This window comes from Rubrivivax benzoatilyticus JA2 = ATCC BAA-35 (genome assembly GCF_000190375.1).
Taxonomy (GTDB): domain Bacteria; phylum Pseudomonadota; class Gammaproteobacteria; order Burkholderiales; family Burkholderiaceae_C; genus Rubrivivax; species Rubrivivax benzoatilyticus.
The window spans coordinates 1-17,380 of record NZ_AEWG01000102.1; the positions used below are offsets into that span (position 1 = coordinate 1).

A 17,380-nucleotide genomic window follows, 5' to 3' on the forward strand; every position below is an offset into this window, starting at 1 on the left:
GGCGCCGGAGGCGGCGGCAGCTCGGCCGGGCGGGCCGGCGGCGACGGCGGCGGCACCGTCGGCGCGACGCCTGGCCCATCACGGTGGACAGGCGCCCGCTCTCGGCGTCGTAGCGGAACAGCGACTTGGCGAGCGTCGGCTGCACGCCCAGCATGTCGATCAGGAAGCTCAGCGCGCCCAGGTTCTCGGCCAGGCGCTCGAAGCTCAGCCGTGCCGGCTCGTGCGTCGGGTCGACCTCGGTCTGGGCCAGCGTGTCGACCTCGTCGCGCATGCGCAGCACGGCCTGCGAGGCCTGGTCCAGGCCGAGCACCGACAGCACGCCGCGCATCGCCGACAGCTGGCCCGGCACCGGGATCAGCGTCTCGCGCTGCGCCGGGGCCCGGAAATAGGTGTCGATCTGCTTCTCGATCTCGGACAGGCTGCTGCGCAGCTCCTGCACGACGCTGCCCATGGTCTGGCGGTCGCTGACGCGGCGGTACAGCTCCTCCATCCACGGCTCCAGCGGCAGCTGCGGCTGGCCGCGGCGCACGTCGTCGACGCGGCGCGCCAGGCGCTGCACGCGCTCGGGCAGCGCCGGATGGTCGAACTCGCCGTCTTCCAGCGACGCGTCCAGCGACAGCAGCGCGGTGGCGACTTCCATCGCCAGCGCGGCCGGCGGCGCCTCCTGCGCCGCAACGGTCTGCGTCGCGGCGTCCTGCAGCACGTTGGCCAGCACCTCGCCGGACGGGAACAGCCGCTGCACCGAGTCGCCAACCAGCGTGAACTGCTCGGCCAGGCCGGTCAGGCGGTGCAGCTCGCCGGCCGCGACCGCCGACCAGGCGTCCTTGGCGCCGCCCACTCGCTTGCGCGCCTGCGCGACCCAGGCCGGGTCGAAGCGGCCCAGGCGCGCGACGTCGTAGTCCGCGGCGGCACTGTCGTCCAGGCGCCAGGCCTCGCGCACCGCGGCCAGCCGCGGCGCCTCGCCGCCGGCCGGTGCACGGGCATGGGCGCAGAAGAACAGCAGGTCCTGCGCCAGACGGTCGGAGACCTCGTCGGCGTCGCGCATTGTCGTGCGCAGCTGCGACAGCAGGCGCGACGCGATGCGCTTGGTGTAGACGTCGCTGGACAGCAGGCCGCGGGCCTGGGCCTCGAAGAAGGCCGCCGCCAGACGCCACAGCGTCGACAGCCGGCCCTGCGTGCCGGCGGCCAGCGAGGCGCAGACCTCGCCCATCGCGTCCAGCCGCGCCGGCTCGGGCTGGCGCATCAGCGCCAGCGACAGCGACTCCATCGCCGTGCGCGCCGCGGCGTCGGGCGCATGCGGACGCACACCGGGCTCGGGCGGCAGCTCGATCCAGCGCCAGTCCTGCGGCCAGAGGTCCGCCGGATGCGCACGCTCGGCACCGGCCAGGCCCTGCACCGCCAGGTACTGCGGGAACATCGCCACCGGCGACACCGGCCGGCGCGCGAGCAGCCGCGACAGGTAGTCCAGCAGCGCGAACGAAGCCTTCTCCAGCGTCTGCACCGCCTTGGCGTCGACCAGCGCCGGCTTGGCCACCCAGCGCTGCACCAGCGTCTCGCTGGCGCGCAGCATCTGCGCCGCCGCCGGCAGGCCGACGAGCTCGAGCGCGCCGACACCCTGGTGCAGGTGCACACGCGCGGTGCGCAGCACGGCCGGCTCGACGGCGTCGACGTCGGACGCGGCCGCCGCCTCCGACTCCTTGAGGTGCCGGTGCAGCGCCTTGTGCGCCAGCTCGAGCGAACGGCGCAGCTCGCCGTGCACCCAGGCCAGCGGGCTGAGGTCGTCGGCGCTGCCGCCGAGGCTGTCGGTGACGGCGTTCATCCGCGTGGCGTCAGCTGATCTTGAAGCGGGAGATCGACGCGCGCAGCTGCTCGGCGGCGCGCGAGAGCTCGTGCACCACCTGGGCGGTCGAGCGTGTGCCCTCGCCGGTCTGCTCGGTCACGGCCAGGATGTGCTGGATGTTGGTGGCCACGCCGCCGGCCGACTCGGCTTCGCTGGAGGCCTGCTCGGAGATGCGCCCGATCAGCTCGGCGAGCTCGCGTGTCACGCGGTCGATGTCGGCCAGCGCGCTGCCGGCCGCGTCGGACAGCCGCGCGCCCTCGATCACGCCCTGCGTCGAGCGCTCCATGGCGGCCACCGCGTCCTGGGTGTCGGTCTGGATGGCGCGCACGATGGCCGCGATCTGGCGCGTCGCCTCGGCCGAACGTTCGGCCAGACGCTGCACTTCCTCGGCGACGACGCTGAAGCCGCGGCCGGCTTCGCCGGCGCTGGCGGCCTGGATCGCGGCGTTCAGCGCCAGCACGTTGGTCTGCTCGGTGATGTCCGAGATCAGCTCGGTGATCTCGCCGATCTCCTGCGAGCTCTCGCCCAGACGCTTGATGCGCTTGGAGGTCTCCTGGATCTGGTCGCGGATGGCGTTCATGCCGCCGATCGAGTTCTGCACCGCCTGCTGGCCGGTGGCCGCCACCTCCAGCGACTGGCGCGCGACCTCGGCGCTGCGCTGCGCCTCGGCCGACACCTCGGTGATGCGGTCGGCCATCTGCAGCACCGACTCGCCGGTCTCGCGGATGACGCGCAGCTGCTCGGTCGACGCCGCCAGCAGCTCGGAGGAGGTCTGCTCGACCTGCTGCGTCGTGTCGGCCACGCGCGTGACGGTGCCCTGCACCGAGGTGACCAGCGAACGCAGTTCCTCGACGGTGTAGTTGACCGAGTCGGCGATCGCGCCGGTGATGTCCTCGGTGACGGTGGCCTGCTGCGTCAGGTCGCCCTCGGCGACGCTCTGCAGCTCGTTCATCAGGCGAAGAATGGCGGCCTGGTTGGCGTCGTTGACACGCTTGGCCTCCAGCTCCTGGCGCTCGGCTTCCTGGCGCTGGGCCTCGGCGAGGCGGGCGCGGTTGGTCTGGTCGGCGACGAACAGGCGCAGCAGGCCGAAGGCACCGGCGGCCAGCAGCAGCGCCGACAGCAGCGCCGGCACGAGCACGATGGTGCGCAGGCCGCCGGCGTCGGCCAGTTCACCCTGCAGCTCGTCGAGGCCGCGGCGCAGCGGTTCGCTGTCGCGGATGATCGCCGCCTGGGCCTCGCGCGCACCGACCAGGCCCTGCAGGTTGCCCAGGATGGCGCCGGCCTCGGTGCGCGTCTTGTCGTACTGGGCGAGCAGCTCCTGCAGCTGCTCGCGCACCTGGGGCTCGCGCGTGCCGGGCAGGCGCAGCTCGGCGCTGCCGTCGAGCAGGCCCTGGGCGATCTCGCGGAAGGAGTTCAGGTCCTTGCCGAGCAGGAACACGGCCTCGGCGCTGACGCCCTCGGTGGTCTGGAACTCGTTGGCGCTCTTGCCGATGCGCTGCGTCAGCATGACCAGCTGGCCGACGGCCGACAGCTCGCCGGCCGAGGCGCCACCCTGCAGCTTCAGCGAGGACACCGTCTCGGCGATCTCCAGCAGATCGGCCGACTGGCGGTTGATGGTGCGCAGCGCGGCGCCGACCTGGGTCAGCGTCTTCTGCTGGGCAAGCACCGAGCGCGCGCTCTTGTCGGCGCGCTCGACCATCGGCAGCAGCGCCTGCACCCGGTCGCCCAGGCTGCCGGAGACCGCCGGCACGTCGCCGCCCTCGGCCAGGCCGCGCACGTTGCGCGACAGGATCTCGGCGCTCTCGCGCAGTTCGGGGAAGGCCTGCGGGTTGCCCAGCAGCGCCTGCGACACCGACTTGGCGAGCCGCTGCGACTGCGTCTGCGCCTGGCCGGCGGCCGAGACCTGCTGCGCGCTGCGGCTGGCCGAGACGATGCCGGCACCGCCGCTGAGCACCAGCCCGGTCAGGCCGATGCCGAAGGCGAAGGCCATCAGCTGCTGCTGGCGCGCCAGCGGCATGCCGCCGACGATCGGCAGGCCGGTGGCGATCTCGGGAGCGCTGTCCTCGGGCACGCGGGTGTTGGCGTACTCGCCGGCCAGCTCCGACGGGGCGGCTTCAGAGATGATCGAGGAGTCCTCGGCGCGCGGCCGGCTCTCGGGGGCCAGCGTGCCGGGGCCGAGGCGGATCGTCGCGTCCATGGCGTCGCCGGCGACGGTTTCCTGGGACGGCGCGTCAGGCACCGACGGGCGGCCCCGCGCGGGGCCCTTCAACTTGTCGAGAAAGCTCATTCGATCCTCGCGGCGTTCGTCATCGGGCGATGCCGAGAAACTGTTCGTGCTGGACGAGCGCGGCCGGGTCGATCTCCTGCCACACGCGCTGACGGTCGTCGCGCCACCGGGCACCGGCGAACGACGGGCGCGACACGTCGTCCTCGGGTTCACGCTGCAGCTGGCCCGCGGTGCGCAGGCCGGCCAGACGCTCGAACATCAGCGCGACGTGGCTGCCGACGGCCGGGTTCAGCGCCAGCAGCCGGGCCTGCTCGCGCACGCCCTCGGCCGCCGACTGCGTCGGCCGCAGGCCCAGGAAGGCCGCCAGGTCGACGACGCCGTGCAGGCCGCCGCGCAGGTTGGCGACGCCGACGAACCAGGGCCGCGTGTGCGGCACCGGCGCCAGCGTGCCGACCGGGAAGATCTCGCCGGCGCCGGCCAGCGGCACGAGCAGGCCGACGCCGGCGCACTCGATGGCCAGCCAGGAGGCGGCGGGGGCTTCGCTGCGGACGGCGCTCAGCCGCTGGGCCAGGCGGCTCTGCAGGTCCCGCAGGGCTTCGCGCTTGGCCATCGCCTCAGTCGAAGGCGCGGATCTTGGACAGCAGCTCGTCGGCCTGGACCGGCTTGACGATGTAGTCGCGTGCGCCCTGGCGCAGGCCCCAGACCTTGTCGGTCTCCTGGCCCTTGCTGGTGCACATGATCACCGGCACCGCGGCGTAGCGCGGGTCGCGCGTGATCTGGCGCGTGAGCTGGAAGCCGTTCTGGCCCGGCATCACGACGTCCATCAGGATGAGGTCGGGCAGGTCCTCGTCGAGGCGGCGCATGGCCTCCTCGCCGTTCTCGGCGGTGCGCACGGCGTAGCCGCGCTTGCCGAGGATGTCCGACAGGTGGTGCAACTCGGTCTTCGAGTCGTCGACGACGAGGATCTTGCGGATGGCCATCGGAAGCGGGTCTCGGGTTCTGACGGGCGGCAGCGCCGCGGGTTCAGGCGGCGGTGCGGCGGAAGGACTCCACCGCACGCAGCAGTTGTTCCTTGGTGAACGGCTTGGTGAGGTAGTCCTCCGAGCCGACCATGCGGCCACGGGCCTTGTCGAACAGGCCGTCCTTGGACGACAGCATGATCACCGGCACCTTCGCGAAGCGCGGGTTGCGCTTGATGATGGCGCAGGTCTGGTAACCGTCCAGCCGCGGCATCAGGATGTCGCAGAAGATCAGTTCGGGATCGTGGTCGCTGACCTTGGCGAGAGCGTCGAAGCCGTCCTCCGCCAGCACGACCTCGTGGCCGCCCTGGCGCAGGAAGATCTCGGCACTGCGCCGGATCGTGTTGCTGTCGTCGATCACCAGGACCTTGGCGCCGGAGGACACGGCTTCGTTCACGTCACTGTCCACCTGTTGGAGTGCCCGGCGGCACGGAAGGCCGCCGACGGCGTTCAGATTTCGACCATTTCGAAATCTTCTTTACGGGCTCCGCATTCCGGACAGGTCCAATTCATCGGAACGTCGGCCCACGCGGTGCCGGCGGCGATCCCGTGCTCGGGATCCCCGGCGGCTTCGTCGTAGATCCAGCCGCAGATCAGACACATCCAGGTTCGGCTATGGCTCACTTCGGGGCGGTCCCTCACTACAATGGGCAACGATTGTAGTCACGCATATCCGCGAAAAAATCAAGGATTTGTGAGGACATACGCACCATTCTTCAGGTTTCGCTCGAGGTCTCCGACAGGCCCCGGGCGGAACGCGCAAAGGCATCGCGATGACCCCCGACCCCCACCCCGCCACGGAGCTGCAGGATCCTGCGCAGGAGCCCCCGCCGCCGGCGTGCGTGATCAGCTTCAACGCCAGTGACCCGAGCGGTGCCGGCGGGCTGGCCGGCGACGTGGCGACGATAGCCGCGATGGGCGCCCATGCGCTGCCGGTGGTCACGTCGATCGTGATGCGCGACACGGCCGAGGTCTTCGATCAGCACGAAATCGACGACGACGCCGTCGTCGAGCAGGCGCGCACCATCCTCGAGGACGTCACGATCTCCGGCTGGAAGGTCGGCTTCCTGGGCAACGCCGAGACCGTGAGCGCCGTCGCCGAGGTGCTGTCCGACTACGCCGACGTGCCGCTGGTGGCCTATCTGCCCGGCCTGTCCTGGCTCGACGAGGAGCAGCTGCAGCCCTACCTCGACGCCTTCCGCGAGCTGATCCTGCCGGCCACCGAGGTGCTGGTGGGCAGCCACAAGACGCTGCAGGACTTCCTGCTGCCCGACTGGGACAGCGAGCGCCCGCCGTCGGCGCGCGAGCTGGCGGTGGCCGCCGGCGAACACGGCACGCGCTACGTGCTCGTCACCGGCGTGATGCTCGCCAGCAAGGGCCACGAGCAGTACATCGACAACGTGCTGGCGTCGCCGCAGGGCGCACTGACCGGCGAGAAGTTCGAGCGTTTCGAAACCGCGTTCGTCGGCGCGGGCGACACGCTGTCCGCGGCCCTGGCCGCACTCCTGGCCGCCGGCAGCGAGCTGCAGGCGGCGGTGGGCGAAGCCCTGTCCTTCCTCGACCAGAGCCTGGACGCGGGTTTCCGCCCCGGCATGGGCAACGTCGTGCCCGACCGCTTCTTCTGGGCTCTGCCGCCAGCCGAAGACGGCGAGCCCGAGCCCGGCCCCGACGAGCCGGACCCCGGCTTCGACGATCCCAAGACCCAAGGCGCCCCGCGGCGCGTGCACTGAAAACACTCTCGATGACCACCAACGAACAGCTCTTCGCCCGCGCCCAGGCCGTCATTCCCGGCGGCGTCAACTCGCCCGTGCGCGCCTTCCGCGCCGTCGGCGGCACGCCGCGTTTCATCGCCCGCGCCGAAGGCCAGTACATCTGGGACGCCGAGGACAAGCGCTACATCGACTACATCGGCTCCTGGGGCCCGATGATCCTGGGCCACGGCCACCCGGCGGTGCTCGAAGCGGTGCAGAAGGCGCTGCGCGAGGGCTTCAGCTTCGGCGCGCCGACCGAGCGCGAGATCGAACTCGCCGAAGCCATCATCGCCCAGGTGCCGAGCATCGAGCAGGTGCGCCTGGTCTCCAGCGGCACCGAGGCCGGCATGAGCACGCTGCGCCTGGCGCGCGGTGTCACCGGCCGCAGCAAGATCATCAAGTTCGAGGGCTGCTACCACGGCCACGCCGACGCGCTGCTGGTCAAGGCCGGCTCGGGCTTGGCGACCTTCGGCCACCCGACCTCCGCCGGTGTGCCGGCCGAGGTCGTGCAGCACACGCTGGTCCTCGAATACAACAACGTCGAGCAGCTCGAGGAGACCTTCGCCGCCCAGGGCGACGAGATCGCCTGCGTGATGCTGGAGGCGATCGCCGGCAACATGAACTTCGTGCGTGCCTCGGTGCCGTTCGTGACCAAGCTGCGCGAGCTGTGCACCAAGCACGGCGCGCTGCTGGTGTTCGACGAGGTGATGACCGGCTTCCGCGTCGCGCTCGGCGGCGCGCAGAGCGTCTACGCCAAGCTGATCCCGGGCTTCGAGCCCGACATGACGGTCTTCGGCAAGGTCATCGGCGGCGGCATGCCGCTGGCGGCCTTCGGCGGCAAGAAGGACGTGATGAAGCAGCTCGCGCCGCTGGGCCCGGTCTACCAGGCCGGCACGCTGTCGGGCAACCCGGTGGCCACGGCCTGCGGCCTGGCGACGCTGGCCGAGATCACCAAGCCCGGCTTCTACGAGGCGCTGGCGGCCAAGACGCAGAAGATGGTGCAGGGCATCGCCGACGCCGGCCGCGAGGCGGGCGTGCCGATCGTCACCGACAGCGAAGGCGGCATGTTCGGCTTCTTCTTCGCCGATGCGCTGCCGCAGAACTACACCGCGGTGATGGCCACCGACAAGGAGCGCTTCAACCGCTTCTTCCACGGCATGCTCGACCGCGGCGTCTACCTCGCCCCGGCGATGTACGAAGCCGGCTTCGTCAGCGCCGCGCACACCGACGAGGACCTGGCGGCGACCGCCCAGGCCGCACTGGAAGCGCTGAAGGCGGGCTGAGGCCCGACGCGGCGGCCGCGTGCCGCCGCCACGCCCCGACGGCCGCCCCAGGGCGGCCGTTTTTCATGGGCTGACGCGGGACCGCCGTCCCCCGTCGGACCCGCTGCCTAGAATGCCCGGATGCATCTCCACATCCTCGGCATCTGCGGCACCTTCATGGGCGGCATCGCCGCCCTCGCCCGCGAAGCCGGCCACCGCGTGACCGGCTGCGACGCCAACGTCTACCCGCCGATGAGCGACCAGCTGCGCTCGCTCGGCATCGAGCTGATCGAGGGTTTCGGCGCCGACCAGCTGGCGCTGAAACCCGACGTCTTCGTCATCGGCAACGTCGTCACGCGCGGCAACCCGCTGATGGAAGCCATCCTCGACGCCGGCGCCGCCTACACCAGCGGGCCGCAGTGGCTGGCCGAGAACGTGCTCTTCGGCCGCCACGTGCTGGCCGTCGCCGGCACGCACGGCAAGACGACGACGACCTCGATGCTGGCCTGGATCCTCGAGCAGGCCGGGCTGGAGCCGGGTTTCCTGGTCGGCGGCGTGCCGCTGAACTTCGGCGTCTCGGCGCGCCTGGGCGGCGGCCGCTTCTTCGTCATCGAGGCCGACGAGTACGACACCGCGCTGTTCGACAAACGCAGCAAGTTCGTGCACTACCGGCCGCGCACGGCGATCCTGAACAACCTCGAGCACGACCACGCCGACATCTTCCCGGACCTGGCGGCGATCGAGACCCAGTTCCACCACCTCGTGCGCACCGTGCCGGCGAGCGGCCGGCTGGTGGTCAACGCCCGCGACGAGGCGCTGCAGCGTGTGCTGCAGCGCGGCTTCTGGAGCGAGGTGCAGCGTTTCGGCCCGAAGCGCGAGGAGCCCGGCGCGCTGCGCGCACGCGGCGAGCCGCACGCCTTCGACGTGCTGCGCGGCAGCCTGAAGATCGGCCGCGTCGAATGGGCGCTGCTGGGCGAGCACAACCAGCTCAACGCGCTGGCGGCGATCGCCGCCGCCGAACACGCCGGCGTCGCGCCCGAGACCGCGGCGGCTGCGCTGGCGAGCTTCCAGAACGTGCGCAGGCGGCTGGAGCTGCGCGGCGAGGCCGGCGGCGTCAAGGTCTACGACGACTTCGCCCACCACCCGACGGCGATGCGCACGACGATCGACGGCCTGCGCCGCAAGGTCGGCGCGGCGCGCATCCTCGCCGTCTTCGAGCCGCGCTCGAACACCATGAAGCTCGGCACGATGAAGGCCCAGCTGCCCTGGGCGCTGGAAGACGCCGACCTCGCCTTCGGCCTGCAGGGCGACTGGGGCTGGAGCGTCAAGGAAGCGCTGGCGCCGCTGGGCGCCAAGGCGGCGACGGCCGACACGGTGGACGCGCTGGTGGCCGCGATCGCGCGCGCCGCTCAGCCGGGCGACCACGTCGTCTGCATGAGCAACGGCGGCTTCGGCGGCATCCACGCCAAGCTGCTGGCGGCGCTGCAGGGGAAGGCGTGAGCGCAGGACCGACCCACCTGCTGTATCTGCACGGCTTCCGCTCCTCGCCGCAGTCGGCGAAGGCGCGGCGCGTCGGCGCCTGGCTGGCCGAACACCGGCCCGACGTCCAGTTCTGGAGCCCGCAGCTGCCGCCGTCGCCGCGTGCCGCGGTGGCGATGCTGCTCGAGGGCACGGCCGACTGGCCGGCGACCTCGGTCGTGGTCGGCAGCTCGCTCGGCGGCTTCTACGCCACCGCGGTCGCCGAGGCGCGCGGCTGGACGGCCGGCGTGCTGAACCCGGCCGTCGACCCGGCACGCGACCTCGCGGCCTACATCGGCGAGAACAAGCAGTTCCACAAGCCGGAGGAGAGCTTCTTCTTCCTGCCCGAGTACGTCGACGAGCTGCGTGCGCTGACGGTGCCGGCGATCACCCGGCCCGAGCGCTACTTCGCCGTCGTCGCCACTGGCGACGAGCTGCTGGACTGGCGCGAGATGCACGCGCGCTACGCCGGCGCGACGATCCGCCTCGTCGAGGGCAGCGACCACGCGCTGTCCGACTTCGACGAGCACCTGCCCCACCTGCTGAGGTTCCTGCGGCTATGCGATTGAAGGACAAGGTCTGCATCGTCACCGGCGCGGCGCAAGGCATCGGCGCGGCCACCGTCGCCAAGTTCGCCGCCGAAGGCGCCGTGGTCGTCGCCTGCGACCGCCACGCCGACACCGTGCCCGGCGCCGCCGAAAGCCTGGCCGTCGACGTGACCGTGCGCGCCCAGGTCGATGCGATGGTCGCCGCGGTGAGGGCGAAACACGGCCGCATCGACGTGCTGGTCAACAACGCCGGCATCACGCGCGACGCGCGGCTGGTGAAGATGACCGAGGAGCAGTTCGACGCCGTCATCGACGTCAACCTGCGCGGCGTCTTCCACTGCGCGCAGGCGGTGGCGCCGATCATGATCGAGCAGGGCTCGGGCGTGATCCTCAACGCCAGCAGCGTCGTCGGCATCTACGGCAACTTCGGCCAGACCAACTACGCCGCGTCCAAGTTCGGCGTCATCGGCTTCACCAAGACCTGGAGCCGCGAACTCGGCCCCAAGGGCGTGCGTGTCAACGCCGTCGCGCCGGGTTTCGTCGCCACACCGATCCTCGACACGATCCCGGAGAAGGTGCTGACGCACATGCGCGAGCAGGTGCCGCTGCAGCGCCTGGGCCGGCCCGAGGAGATCGCCGCCGTCTACGCCTTCCTGGCCAGCGACGAGGCCAGCTATGTCAACGGCGCGGTGCTGGAGGTCTCGGGCGGGATGACGGTGTAACGGGCCACGGCGCCGGCTGCGCGGCGTGGCTCCACGAGCACGGTTTTCGCGCCAGCGGCGGCGCGAGGCCGGCCGACGGGGCGTGTCCCTGCGTTCATGTCCCCCGCCCCGGCCTGCGGCCGGGTCTCCTCCTTGACTTCACTCCGGGACACGCCCCGCCGGCCGGCCCGAACCGGCTGTTGCACACCGCACGCCAGCTGCCCGACGCCTCGGCGGTGCCGGCCGCGGACGCCGGGCGGCCGGATCGCGCAAGTATTAGGAGGAGGCCGGGCGCAGCCCGGCAGGGGGACATGGAGCGAGCCGGCCGCCCGGCGGCCGTGGCCCGCCGCGGCTGAAGCGAGTGCAGCGAGACGCACTGCTGAAGCCTGACGCCGATCGAACCCCGGCGATCCGGCAAGCCCGGCACCCGGGCCGCTGGTGGACAATCGCCCGGTGACTTATGCCCTGTTCGACGACGCCGGGAAATTCCACGCCGGCCGCGTGATGTCCGAAGCCGAGAGCTCGATGCAGATCGAGCTCGATTCCGGCAAACGCGTGAAGGTGAAGGCGGCCAACGTGCTGCTGCGCTTCGAGAAGCCGGCCCCGGCCGAGCTGATCGCCCAGGCGCAGGCGCTGGCGGCGGAAATCGACCTCGACCTCGCCTGGGAGTTCGCGCCCGAAGGTGAATTCGGTTTCGCCGACCTGGCGCGCGACTATTTCGAGGCCTCGGCCGGCCCCGACAAGCAGGCCGCGGCGCTGTTCCGCCTGTTCGAGGCGCCGCACTACTTCCGCCGCCTCGGCAAGGGCCTGTTCCGCAAGGCACCCGAGGAGACCGTCAAGGCGGCGCTGCTGGGCATCGAGCGCAAGAAGCAGCTCGCGGCGCAGATCGAGGCCTGGGCCGGCGAGATCGCCGCCGGCCAGTGCCCGGCGCCGGTGCGCGAGCAGCTCTACAAGATCCTGTTCCGCCCCGACAAGAACGCGCCCGAGTACAAGGCCGTCGTCGAGGCCGCCAAGCGCACGCAACGCGCACCGCTGGACCTGCTGAAGGACGCCGGCGCGATCGACAGCCCGTACCAGTTCCACTGGCGGCGTTTCCTGTTCGAGACCTTCCCGCAGGGCACCGGCTTCCCGGCGCTGGCGGCGCCGGCGATCAAGGAAGAGCTGCCGCTGGCCGCGGTGCAGGCCTTCTCGATCGACGACTCGCAGACGACCGAGATCGACGACGCACTGTCGGTCCAGGGCCTGGGCACCGGCACGGTGATCTTCGGCATCCACATCGCCGCCCCGGGGCTGGCGATCCAGCCGGACTCGCCGGTGGACAAGGTCGCGCGCGACCGCCTGTCCACCGTCTACATGCCGGGCTGGAAGATCACGATGCTGCCCGACGAGGTCGTGCAGGCCTACACGCTGATCGAGGGCCGCGACTGCCCGGCCGTCAGCCTGTACGCGACGGTCGACGAGGCCACGTTCGAGGTTCGCGCGGTCGAGACCAAGCTCGAACGCGTGCCGATCGTCGCCAACCTGCGCCACGACCAGCTCGACGACGTCATCACCGAGGCGTCGCTGGCCGGCGAGGCGCCGGCCGACTACGCCTTCGCCACCGAGCTGGCCTTCTGCTGGCGCTTCGCGCAGGCGCTGAAGGCGGCGCGCGAGGTCGTGCGCGGCAAGCCCGAGAACTTCAACCGCCCGGACTACAACTTCCGCCTCGAAGGCCACACGGCCGAGCCCGACGGCAGCGAACGTGTGCAGATCACGACGCGCCGGCGCGGCGCGCCGCTGGACCTGATCGTCTCCGAGGCGATGATCCTGGCCAACAGCCGCTGGGGCGGCTGGCTCGCCGAATGCGGCGTGCCGGGCATCTACCGCAGCCAGGCCAGCCTGCTGCCCGGCATCAAGGTGCGCATGGGCACCAAGCCGGCGCCGCACGCCGGCATGGGCGTGGCGCAATACACCTGGGCCACGTCGCCGCTGCGGCGCTACGTCGACCTCGTGAACCAGTGGCAGATCATCGCCTGCGCGCGCCACGGCCGCACCGCGGCGCTGGCCGCGCCGTTCCGGCCCAAGGACGCATCGCTGTTCTCGGTGATCTCGGGCTTCGACGCCGCCTACTCGGCCTACAACGACTTCCAGCACGGCATCGAGCGTTTCTGGACGCTGCGCTGGATCGAGCAGAACGCCGTCACCGAGCTGGAGGCCGCGGTGATGAAGGGCGGCCTGGTGCGCGCCGAGACGCTGCCGCTGGTCTTCCGCGTGCCCGGCACCGAGGACTGGCCACGCGGCGCGCGGCTGCGCGCCCGTGTCGCCGGCATCGACCTGCTGACGCTGGACCTGCACGCGACGCTCGTCGCTCGCATCGAGGACGAACCGCCCGAGGCGGTCGCCGAGGTCGACGACGAAGCCGAAGCCGTCGGCCCGCTGACGCTGGCCATCGACGTCAACGACGCCCCCGCCGGAGATGCTGGCGCTTAAGGCGTCGTTGCCGGCGCTGCTGGCCAAGCTGACGGCGCTGCAGGCGGCGCTGCTGGTCTCCGTGGGCCTGCACGCGGTGCTGCTGACGGTGCGTTTCGTCGATCCGGAGGCCTTCAACCGCGTCTTCCGCGACACGCCGCTGGAGGTCATCCTCGTCAACGCGCGCTCCAACGAGGCGCCGACCGAGGCCCAGGCCATCGCCCAGGTGCGGCTGGCGGGCGGCGGCGACGCCGACAAGGGCCGCGCGACCTCGCCGCTGCCCCGCACGCCGCAGGCCCAGCCCGGCGACGCCGCCGACGACGCCCGCCGCCGCATCGAGGACCTGCAGCAGCAACAGCAGCAGCTGCTCGCCCAGCTGCGGCGCGAACTCGCGGCGCTGCCGCCGCCGGACCCGCAGCGCGACACCGGCAGCCCGCAGGAGCGCGAGCGCGAGGAACACCGCCGCCAGTTGCTGCAGATGCTCGCCGAGATCGAGAAGCGCATCAACGAAGAGAACGCCCGCCCGCGCAAGCGCTACATCAGCCCGGCCACGCGCGAGGAGGTCTACGCGCTGTACTACGACCTGCTGCGCCGGCGCATCGAGGACCGCGGCACGCGCAACTTCCCCGAGCGCAACGGCGTCAAGCTCTACGGCGAGCTGGTGATGAACGTCACCGTCGACGCCGCCGGCCGTGTCGTCGACACCGAGATCGTGCGCCCGAGCAGCTCGCGCGTGCTCGACCAGCAGGCGATGGCCATCGTGCGCGCCGCCGCTCCGTTCGGCCCGTTCACGGCCGCGATGCGCCGCCAGGCCGACGAGATCGTCGTCACCTCGCGCTTCCGCTTCACGCGCGAGGACGGCCTGGAAACCACGCCGCTGGCCCGCTGACCCCATGACCGCTCCCGACCGCTACGCCGTGCTCGGCCACCCGGTGGCGCACAGCCAGTCCCCGTTCATCCACGCCGAGTTCGCACGCCAGACCGGCGAGGCCGTCGATTACGGCCGCGTCGAGTGCCCGCTCGACGGCTTCGAGGCCACGCTGCGCGCCTTCGCCGCCAGTGGCGCCCGCGGCTGCAACGTCACCGTGCCGTTCAAGTTCGAGGCCCCGCGGCTGGCCGCGCACGTGACGCCGCGGGCCGCGCTGGCCGAGGCGGCCAACGTGCTGCGTTTCGACGCCGACGGCTGGAGCGCCGACAACAGCGACGGCATCGGCCTGGTGCGCGACCTCGAACGGCACGCCGGCCAGCCGGTCGCCGGCCGGCGTGTGCTGCTGATCGGCGCCGGCGGTGCCGCCGCCGGCGTGCTGGGGCCGCTGATCGAGGCCCGCGCCGCCGCCGTCACCGTCGTCAACCGCACGCCCGCACGTGCCGAGGCGCTGGTGGCGCGCCACGCCGCGCTGGCCGCCGAACACGGCTGCACGCTCGCCGCCGCCGGGCTGGACACACCCGGCAGCGGCCACGACATCGTGCTCAACGCCAGCGCGAGCAGCCTGTCCGGCGCCGCGGTGCCGGTGCCGGCATCGGTGCTGGCGCCGGGCGCACTCGCCGTCGACCTGATGTACGGGCCGGCCGCCGAGCCCTTCCTGGCCTGGGCGCGCGCCGTCGGCGCCCGCGCGCACGACGGTCTGGGCATGCTGGTCGAGCAGGCGGCCGAGGCCTTCTGGTTCTGGCGCGGCGTGCGCCCCGACACCGCGCCGGTGCTCGCCGCGCTGCGTGCGCGCCTGGAGGCCAAGGCGTGAAACGCCAGCTCTGGCGGCTGGCCGTGCTCGTCGTCGTCTGCGGTCTGGCGCTGCAGGTGTTCTTCGCGCTGCGCGTCGCCGCGATGGCCGTCTTCGATCCGCAGTCCACCGCCTTCCAGCGCAGCGAGGCCTGGCGGCTGCTCGTCGAGCGGCAGCGCATCGACTGGACGCAGGCCTGGGTGCCGCGCGAACGCCTGGGCCGCAACATCCAGCGCGCGGTCATCGCCAGCGAGGACGCCGGCTTCGCCGAACACTCCGGTGTCGAATGGGACGCGATCGAGCAGGCCTGGGAACGCAACCAGCGCGCCGAGGCCCGGCTCGAGGCCGGCCGCGCGAAGACCGCCAAGATCGTCGGCGGCTCGACGATCACGCAGCAGCTGGCCAAGAACCTGCTGCTGTCGGGCGAACGAACAGCCCTGCGCAAGGCCCAGGAACTGGCGATCACGATGATGCTGGAAGCCTTCCTGTCCAAGGAGCGCATCCTGGAGATCTACTTGAACAACGTCGAATGGGGCGAAGGCGTGTTCGGCGCCCAGGCCGCCGCACGCCACTACTTCCGCGTCGATGCCGAGCGCCTGTCGGCGACGCAGGCGGCGCGCCTGGCGGTGATGCTGCCGGCGCCCAAACGTTTCGAGAAACGGCCGAACTCGGGCTACGTCGCCGGGCGTGCGCAGACCATCGTCGCGCGCATGGGCGCGGTGGAGCTGCCATGAGCGCTCAGGACTTGTCCGGGGCTCATTCCCGCCGGGCGGGACCGGCCGCAGGACTCAGGGTGCCCCAATGAGCCTTCATCAAGCCGAGATCGCCGCGGCGGCGGCGCGCCTGGTCGTCGAGGACGGGCTGGAGTACGCCGCCGCCAAGCGCAAGGCGGCGCGCGACCTGGGCCGGCGCAGCGGCCGGGCCGGCGAACTGCCGGGCAACGAGGAGGTCGAGGACGAGGTCCGCGCCTACCTGGAGCTGTTCTGCGCCGACACCCAGCCGGCCGAGCTGCGTGCGCTGCGCGAGACCGCCCGAGTCTGGATGCACCGGCTGGCCGAGTTCCGCCCGCACCTGGCCGGCGCCGTCTGGCGCGGCACCGCGACACGGCGCTCGGCGGTGCTCATCGACCTGTACTGCGACGATTCCAAGGCCGCCGAGATCGCGCTGATCAACGCTGGCGTCGACTACGACGTCGCCAGCATCGAGCGCCCGGGGGCCCCCGAGACCTCGGTGCTGATCGTCGGCAGCCGCAACGCCGAGCTCGGCGAGATCGTCACGCTGCATCTGGTCGTCAACGAGCACGACGCGCTGCGCGGCGCGCTCAAGCCCGATGCCCGCGGGCGCAGCTGGCGCGGCGACCTGGTGGCGCTGGAGCGGCTGCTGGCGGAGGGCGACGCATGATCCGACGCGCGCTTCTGGCCGCCGCGGTCGGCGGCGTCGGCGCCGGCCTGGCCTGGCGCTGGTTCGACGGCCGCCGGCTGTCGCCCGGCGACGAAGCGCTGTGGGCCGCCCGCTACCCGCGCCCGGACGGCCGCGAGCTGGCGCTCGCCGAACTGCGCGGCCGCCCGCTGATCGTCAATTTCTGGGCGCCGTGGTGCCCACCCTGCGTCCAGGAGATGCCGGCGCTGGACCGGCTGCAGCGTCGGCGCTCCGACGTCACCGTGCTCGGAATTGCCGTTGATCAAGCCGAGCCGGTGCGCCGTTTCCTCGAGCGCAGCCCGGTCTCGTTCCCGATCGTGATCGCCGGTTTTGCCGGCATCGGCCTGTCGCAAGCCCTGGGCAACCCCGGCAGCGGCCTGCCGTACACGGTGCTGATGGCCTCTTCCGGCCGCCAGGTGCGGCACAAGTTCGGCGAAACCGACGACGCCGAGCTCGAGTCCTGGCTCGGCTGATCGCCGCGGCGCCGCAACGGGCGTTTTGAGCGATCTTCGATAATTTGCTGCCATCTGCGACCAAATTGGCGTAGAGTCCGCCCTCTCCACGAAGCCGCCAGGCCCCGACCCGAGCCGGCAGGAGCTTCGCAGTTCTGGAAAATAGGCATCAGAAGCGAGCCGTTCAGCCAGACTTATTGACCAGCAGCAGCCACAGCGAGCCCCGACAGGTTCACGCTAGGCCGCTCACCACGTTTCCCGCGCGGGACACCCCCGCCCGTCAGAAGAGGACCGACATGGACCTGAGAAAGCTCAAGACGCTCATCGACCTCGTTTCCGAGTCGAACATCTCCGAACTCGAAATCACCGAAGCCGAGGGCAAGGTCCGCATCGTCAAGGGCGGCGTCGCGACGGTGGCGATGGCGCCGGTCGTCGCCGCGGCGCCGGCCGCCGCTGCGGCACCGGCCGCTGCCCCGG

The 17,380-nt window shown here is 71.8% G+C and carries 18 protein-coding genes; 12 read left to right on the plus strand and 6 right to left on the minus strand.

What is annotated here, in order from left to right; translation table 11 throughout:
• The 6 genes from RBXJA2T_RS11930 to RBXJA2T_RS19820 form a co-directional block, all read right to left on the minus strand.
• Nucleotides 1–1,819, minus strand: a 1,819-nt coding sequence (locus RBXJA2T_RS11930; RefSeq protein WP_009857632.1) for a FimL-related protein, incomplete at its 3' end; no start/stop codon positions are given.
• Between the two features lie 10 nt (nucleotides 1,820–1,829).
• Nucleotides 1,830–4,127, minus strand: coding sequence for a methyl-accepting chemotaxis protein (locus tag RBXJA2T_RS11935; RefSeq protein ID WP_009857633.1), 2,298 nt, complete (start codon nucleotides 4,125–4,127; stop codon nucleotides 1,830–1,832).
• Nucleotides 4,128–4,146: 19 nt separating this feature from the next.
• Nucleotides 4,147–4,677 carry a chemotaxis protein CheW gene (locus RBXJA2T_RS11940; RefSeq protein ID WP_009857634.1) on the minus strand — a complete coding sequence of 177 codons (531 nt, stop codon included), beginning with the start codon at nucleotides 4,675–4,677 and terminating at the stop codon, nucleotides 4,147–4,149.
• A gap of 4 nt (nucleotides 4,678–4,681) precedes the next feature.
• A complete protein-coding gene (locus RBXJA2T_RS11945) occupies nucleotides 4,682–5,047 on the minus strand; it encodes a response regulator (RefSeq protein ID WP_009857635.1) in 366 nt (121 codons plus the stop codon).
• Nucleotides 5,048–5,090: 43 nt separating this feature from the next.
• Entirely contained in the window at nucleotides 5,091–5,483 is a 393-nt protein-coding gene (locus RBXJA2T_RS11950; protein WP_009857636.1) for a response regulator, read from the minus strand.
• Nucleotides 5,484–5,536: 53 nt separating this feature from the next.
• Nucleotides 5,537–5,689 (minus strand): rubredoxin, encoded by a 153-nt coding sequence (locus RBXJA2T_RS19820; protein ID WP_081467630.1) that lies wholly within the window; start codon nucleotides 5,687–5,689, stop codon nucleotides 5,537–5,539.
• Between the two features lie 170 nt (nucleotides 5,690–5,859).
• Between RBXJA2T_RS19820 and thiD the strand changes: the two genes are divergently transcribed.
• The 12 genes from thiD to RBXJA2T_RS12010 form a co-directional block, all read left to right on the plus strand.
• Nucleotides 5,860–6,816: a bifunctional hydroxymethylpyrimidine kinase/phosphomethylpyrimidine kinase gene (gene thiD, locus RBXJA2T_RS11955; protein WP_029718530.1), complete on the plus strand. Its 957-nt coding sequence runs from the start codon at nucleotides 5,860–5,862 to the stop codon at nucleotides 6,814–6,816.
• 11 nt (nucleotides 6,817–6,827) lie between these two features.
• A complete protein-coding gene (gene hemL / locus RBXJA2T_RS11960) occupies nucleotides 6,828–8,120 on the plus strand; it encodes a glutamate-1-semialdehyde 2,1-aminomutase (protein WP_009857639.1) in 1,293 nt (430 codons plus the stop codon).
• A gap of 120 nt (nucleotides 8,121–8,240) precedes the next feature.
• The gene (mpl, locus tag RBXJA2T_RS11965; RefSeq protein WP_009857640.1) at nucleotides 8,241–9,599 is read left to right on the plus strand and encodes a UDP-N-acetylmuramate:L-alanyl-gamma-D-glutamyl-meso-diaminopimelate ligase; all 1,359 of its coding nucleotides are present in this window, start codon (nucleotides 8,241–8,243) and stop codon (nucleotides 9,597–9,599) included.
• Nucleotides 9,596–10,186, plus strand: a complete 591-nt coding sequence (locus tag RBXJA2T_RS11970; RefSeq protein ID WP_009857641.1) for a YqiA/YcfP family alpha/beta fold hydrolase — start codon at nucleotides 9,596–9,598, stop codon at nucleotides 10,184–10,186. The genes mpl and RBXJA2T_RS11970 overlap by 4 nt, the downstream gene beginning before the upstream one ends.
• Nucleotides 10,177–10,887 (plus strand): beta-ketoacyl-ACP reductase, encoded by a 711-nt coding sequence (locus tag RBXJA2T_RS11975; RefSeq protein WP_009857642.1) that lies wholly within the window; start codon nucleotides 10,177–10,179, stop codon nucleotides 10,885–10,887. The genes RBXJA2T_RS11970 and RBXJA2T_RS11975 overlap by 10 nt, the downstream gene beginning before the upstream one ends.
• Nucleotides 10,888–11,319: 432 nt before the next feature.
• A complete protein-coding gene (locus tag RBXJA2T_RS11980) occupies nucleotides 11,320–13,335 on the plus strand; it encodes a ribonuclease catalytic domain-containing protein (RefSeq protein WP_009857643.1) in 2,016 nt (671 codons plus the stop codon).
• A complete protein-coding gene (locus tag RBXJA2T_RS11985; RefSeq protein WP_029718531.1) occupies nucleotides 13,322–14,203 on the plus strand; it encodes an energy transducer TonB in 882 nt (293 codons plus the stop codon). The genes RBXJA2T_RS11980 and RBXJA2T_RS11985 overlap by 14 nt, the downstream gene beginning before the upstream one ends.
• A gap of 4 nt (nucleotides 14,204–14,207) precedes the next feature.
• The gene (gene aroE, locus RBXJA2T_RS11990) at nucleotides 14,208–15,053 is read left to right on the plus strand and encodes a shikimate dehydrogenase (protein ID WP_009857645.1); all 846 of its coding nucleotides are present in this window, start codon (nucleotides 14,208–14,210) and stop codon (nucleotides 15,051–15,053) included.
• On the plus strand, nucleotides 15,050–15,766 hold the full coding sequence (gene mtgA, locus RBXJA2T_RS11995) for a monofunctional biosynthetic peptidoglycan transglycosylase (RefSeq protein ID WP_009857646.1): 717 nt from the start codon (nucleotides 15,050–15,052) through the stop codon (nucleotides 15,764–15,766). Before aroE ends, mtgA begins: the two co-directional genes overlap by 4 nt.
• Nucleotides 15,767–15,833: 67 nt before the next feature.
• Entirely contained in the window at nucleotides 15,834–16,433 is a 600-nt protein-coding gene (locus RBXJA2T_RS12000; RefSeq protein WP_009857647.1) for a hypothetical protein, read from the plus strand.
• Entirely contained in the window at nucleotides 16,430–16,924 is a 495-nt protein-coding gene (locus RBXJA2T_RS12005) for a TlpA family protein disulfide reductase (protein WP_009857648.1), read from the plus strand. Before RBXJA2T_RS12000 ends, RBXJA2T_RS12005 begins: the two co-directional genes overlap by 4 nt.
• A gap of 275 nt (nucleotides 16,925–17,199) precedes the next feature.
• Nucleotides 17,200–17,380 (plus strand): DUF8684 domain-containing protein (locus RBXJA2T_RS12010; protein WP_009857649.1); only part of this gene is annotated, 181 nt, incomplete at its 3' end.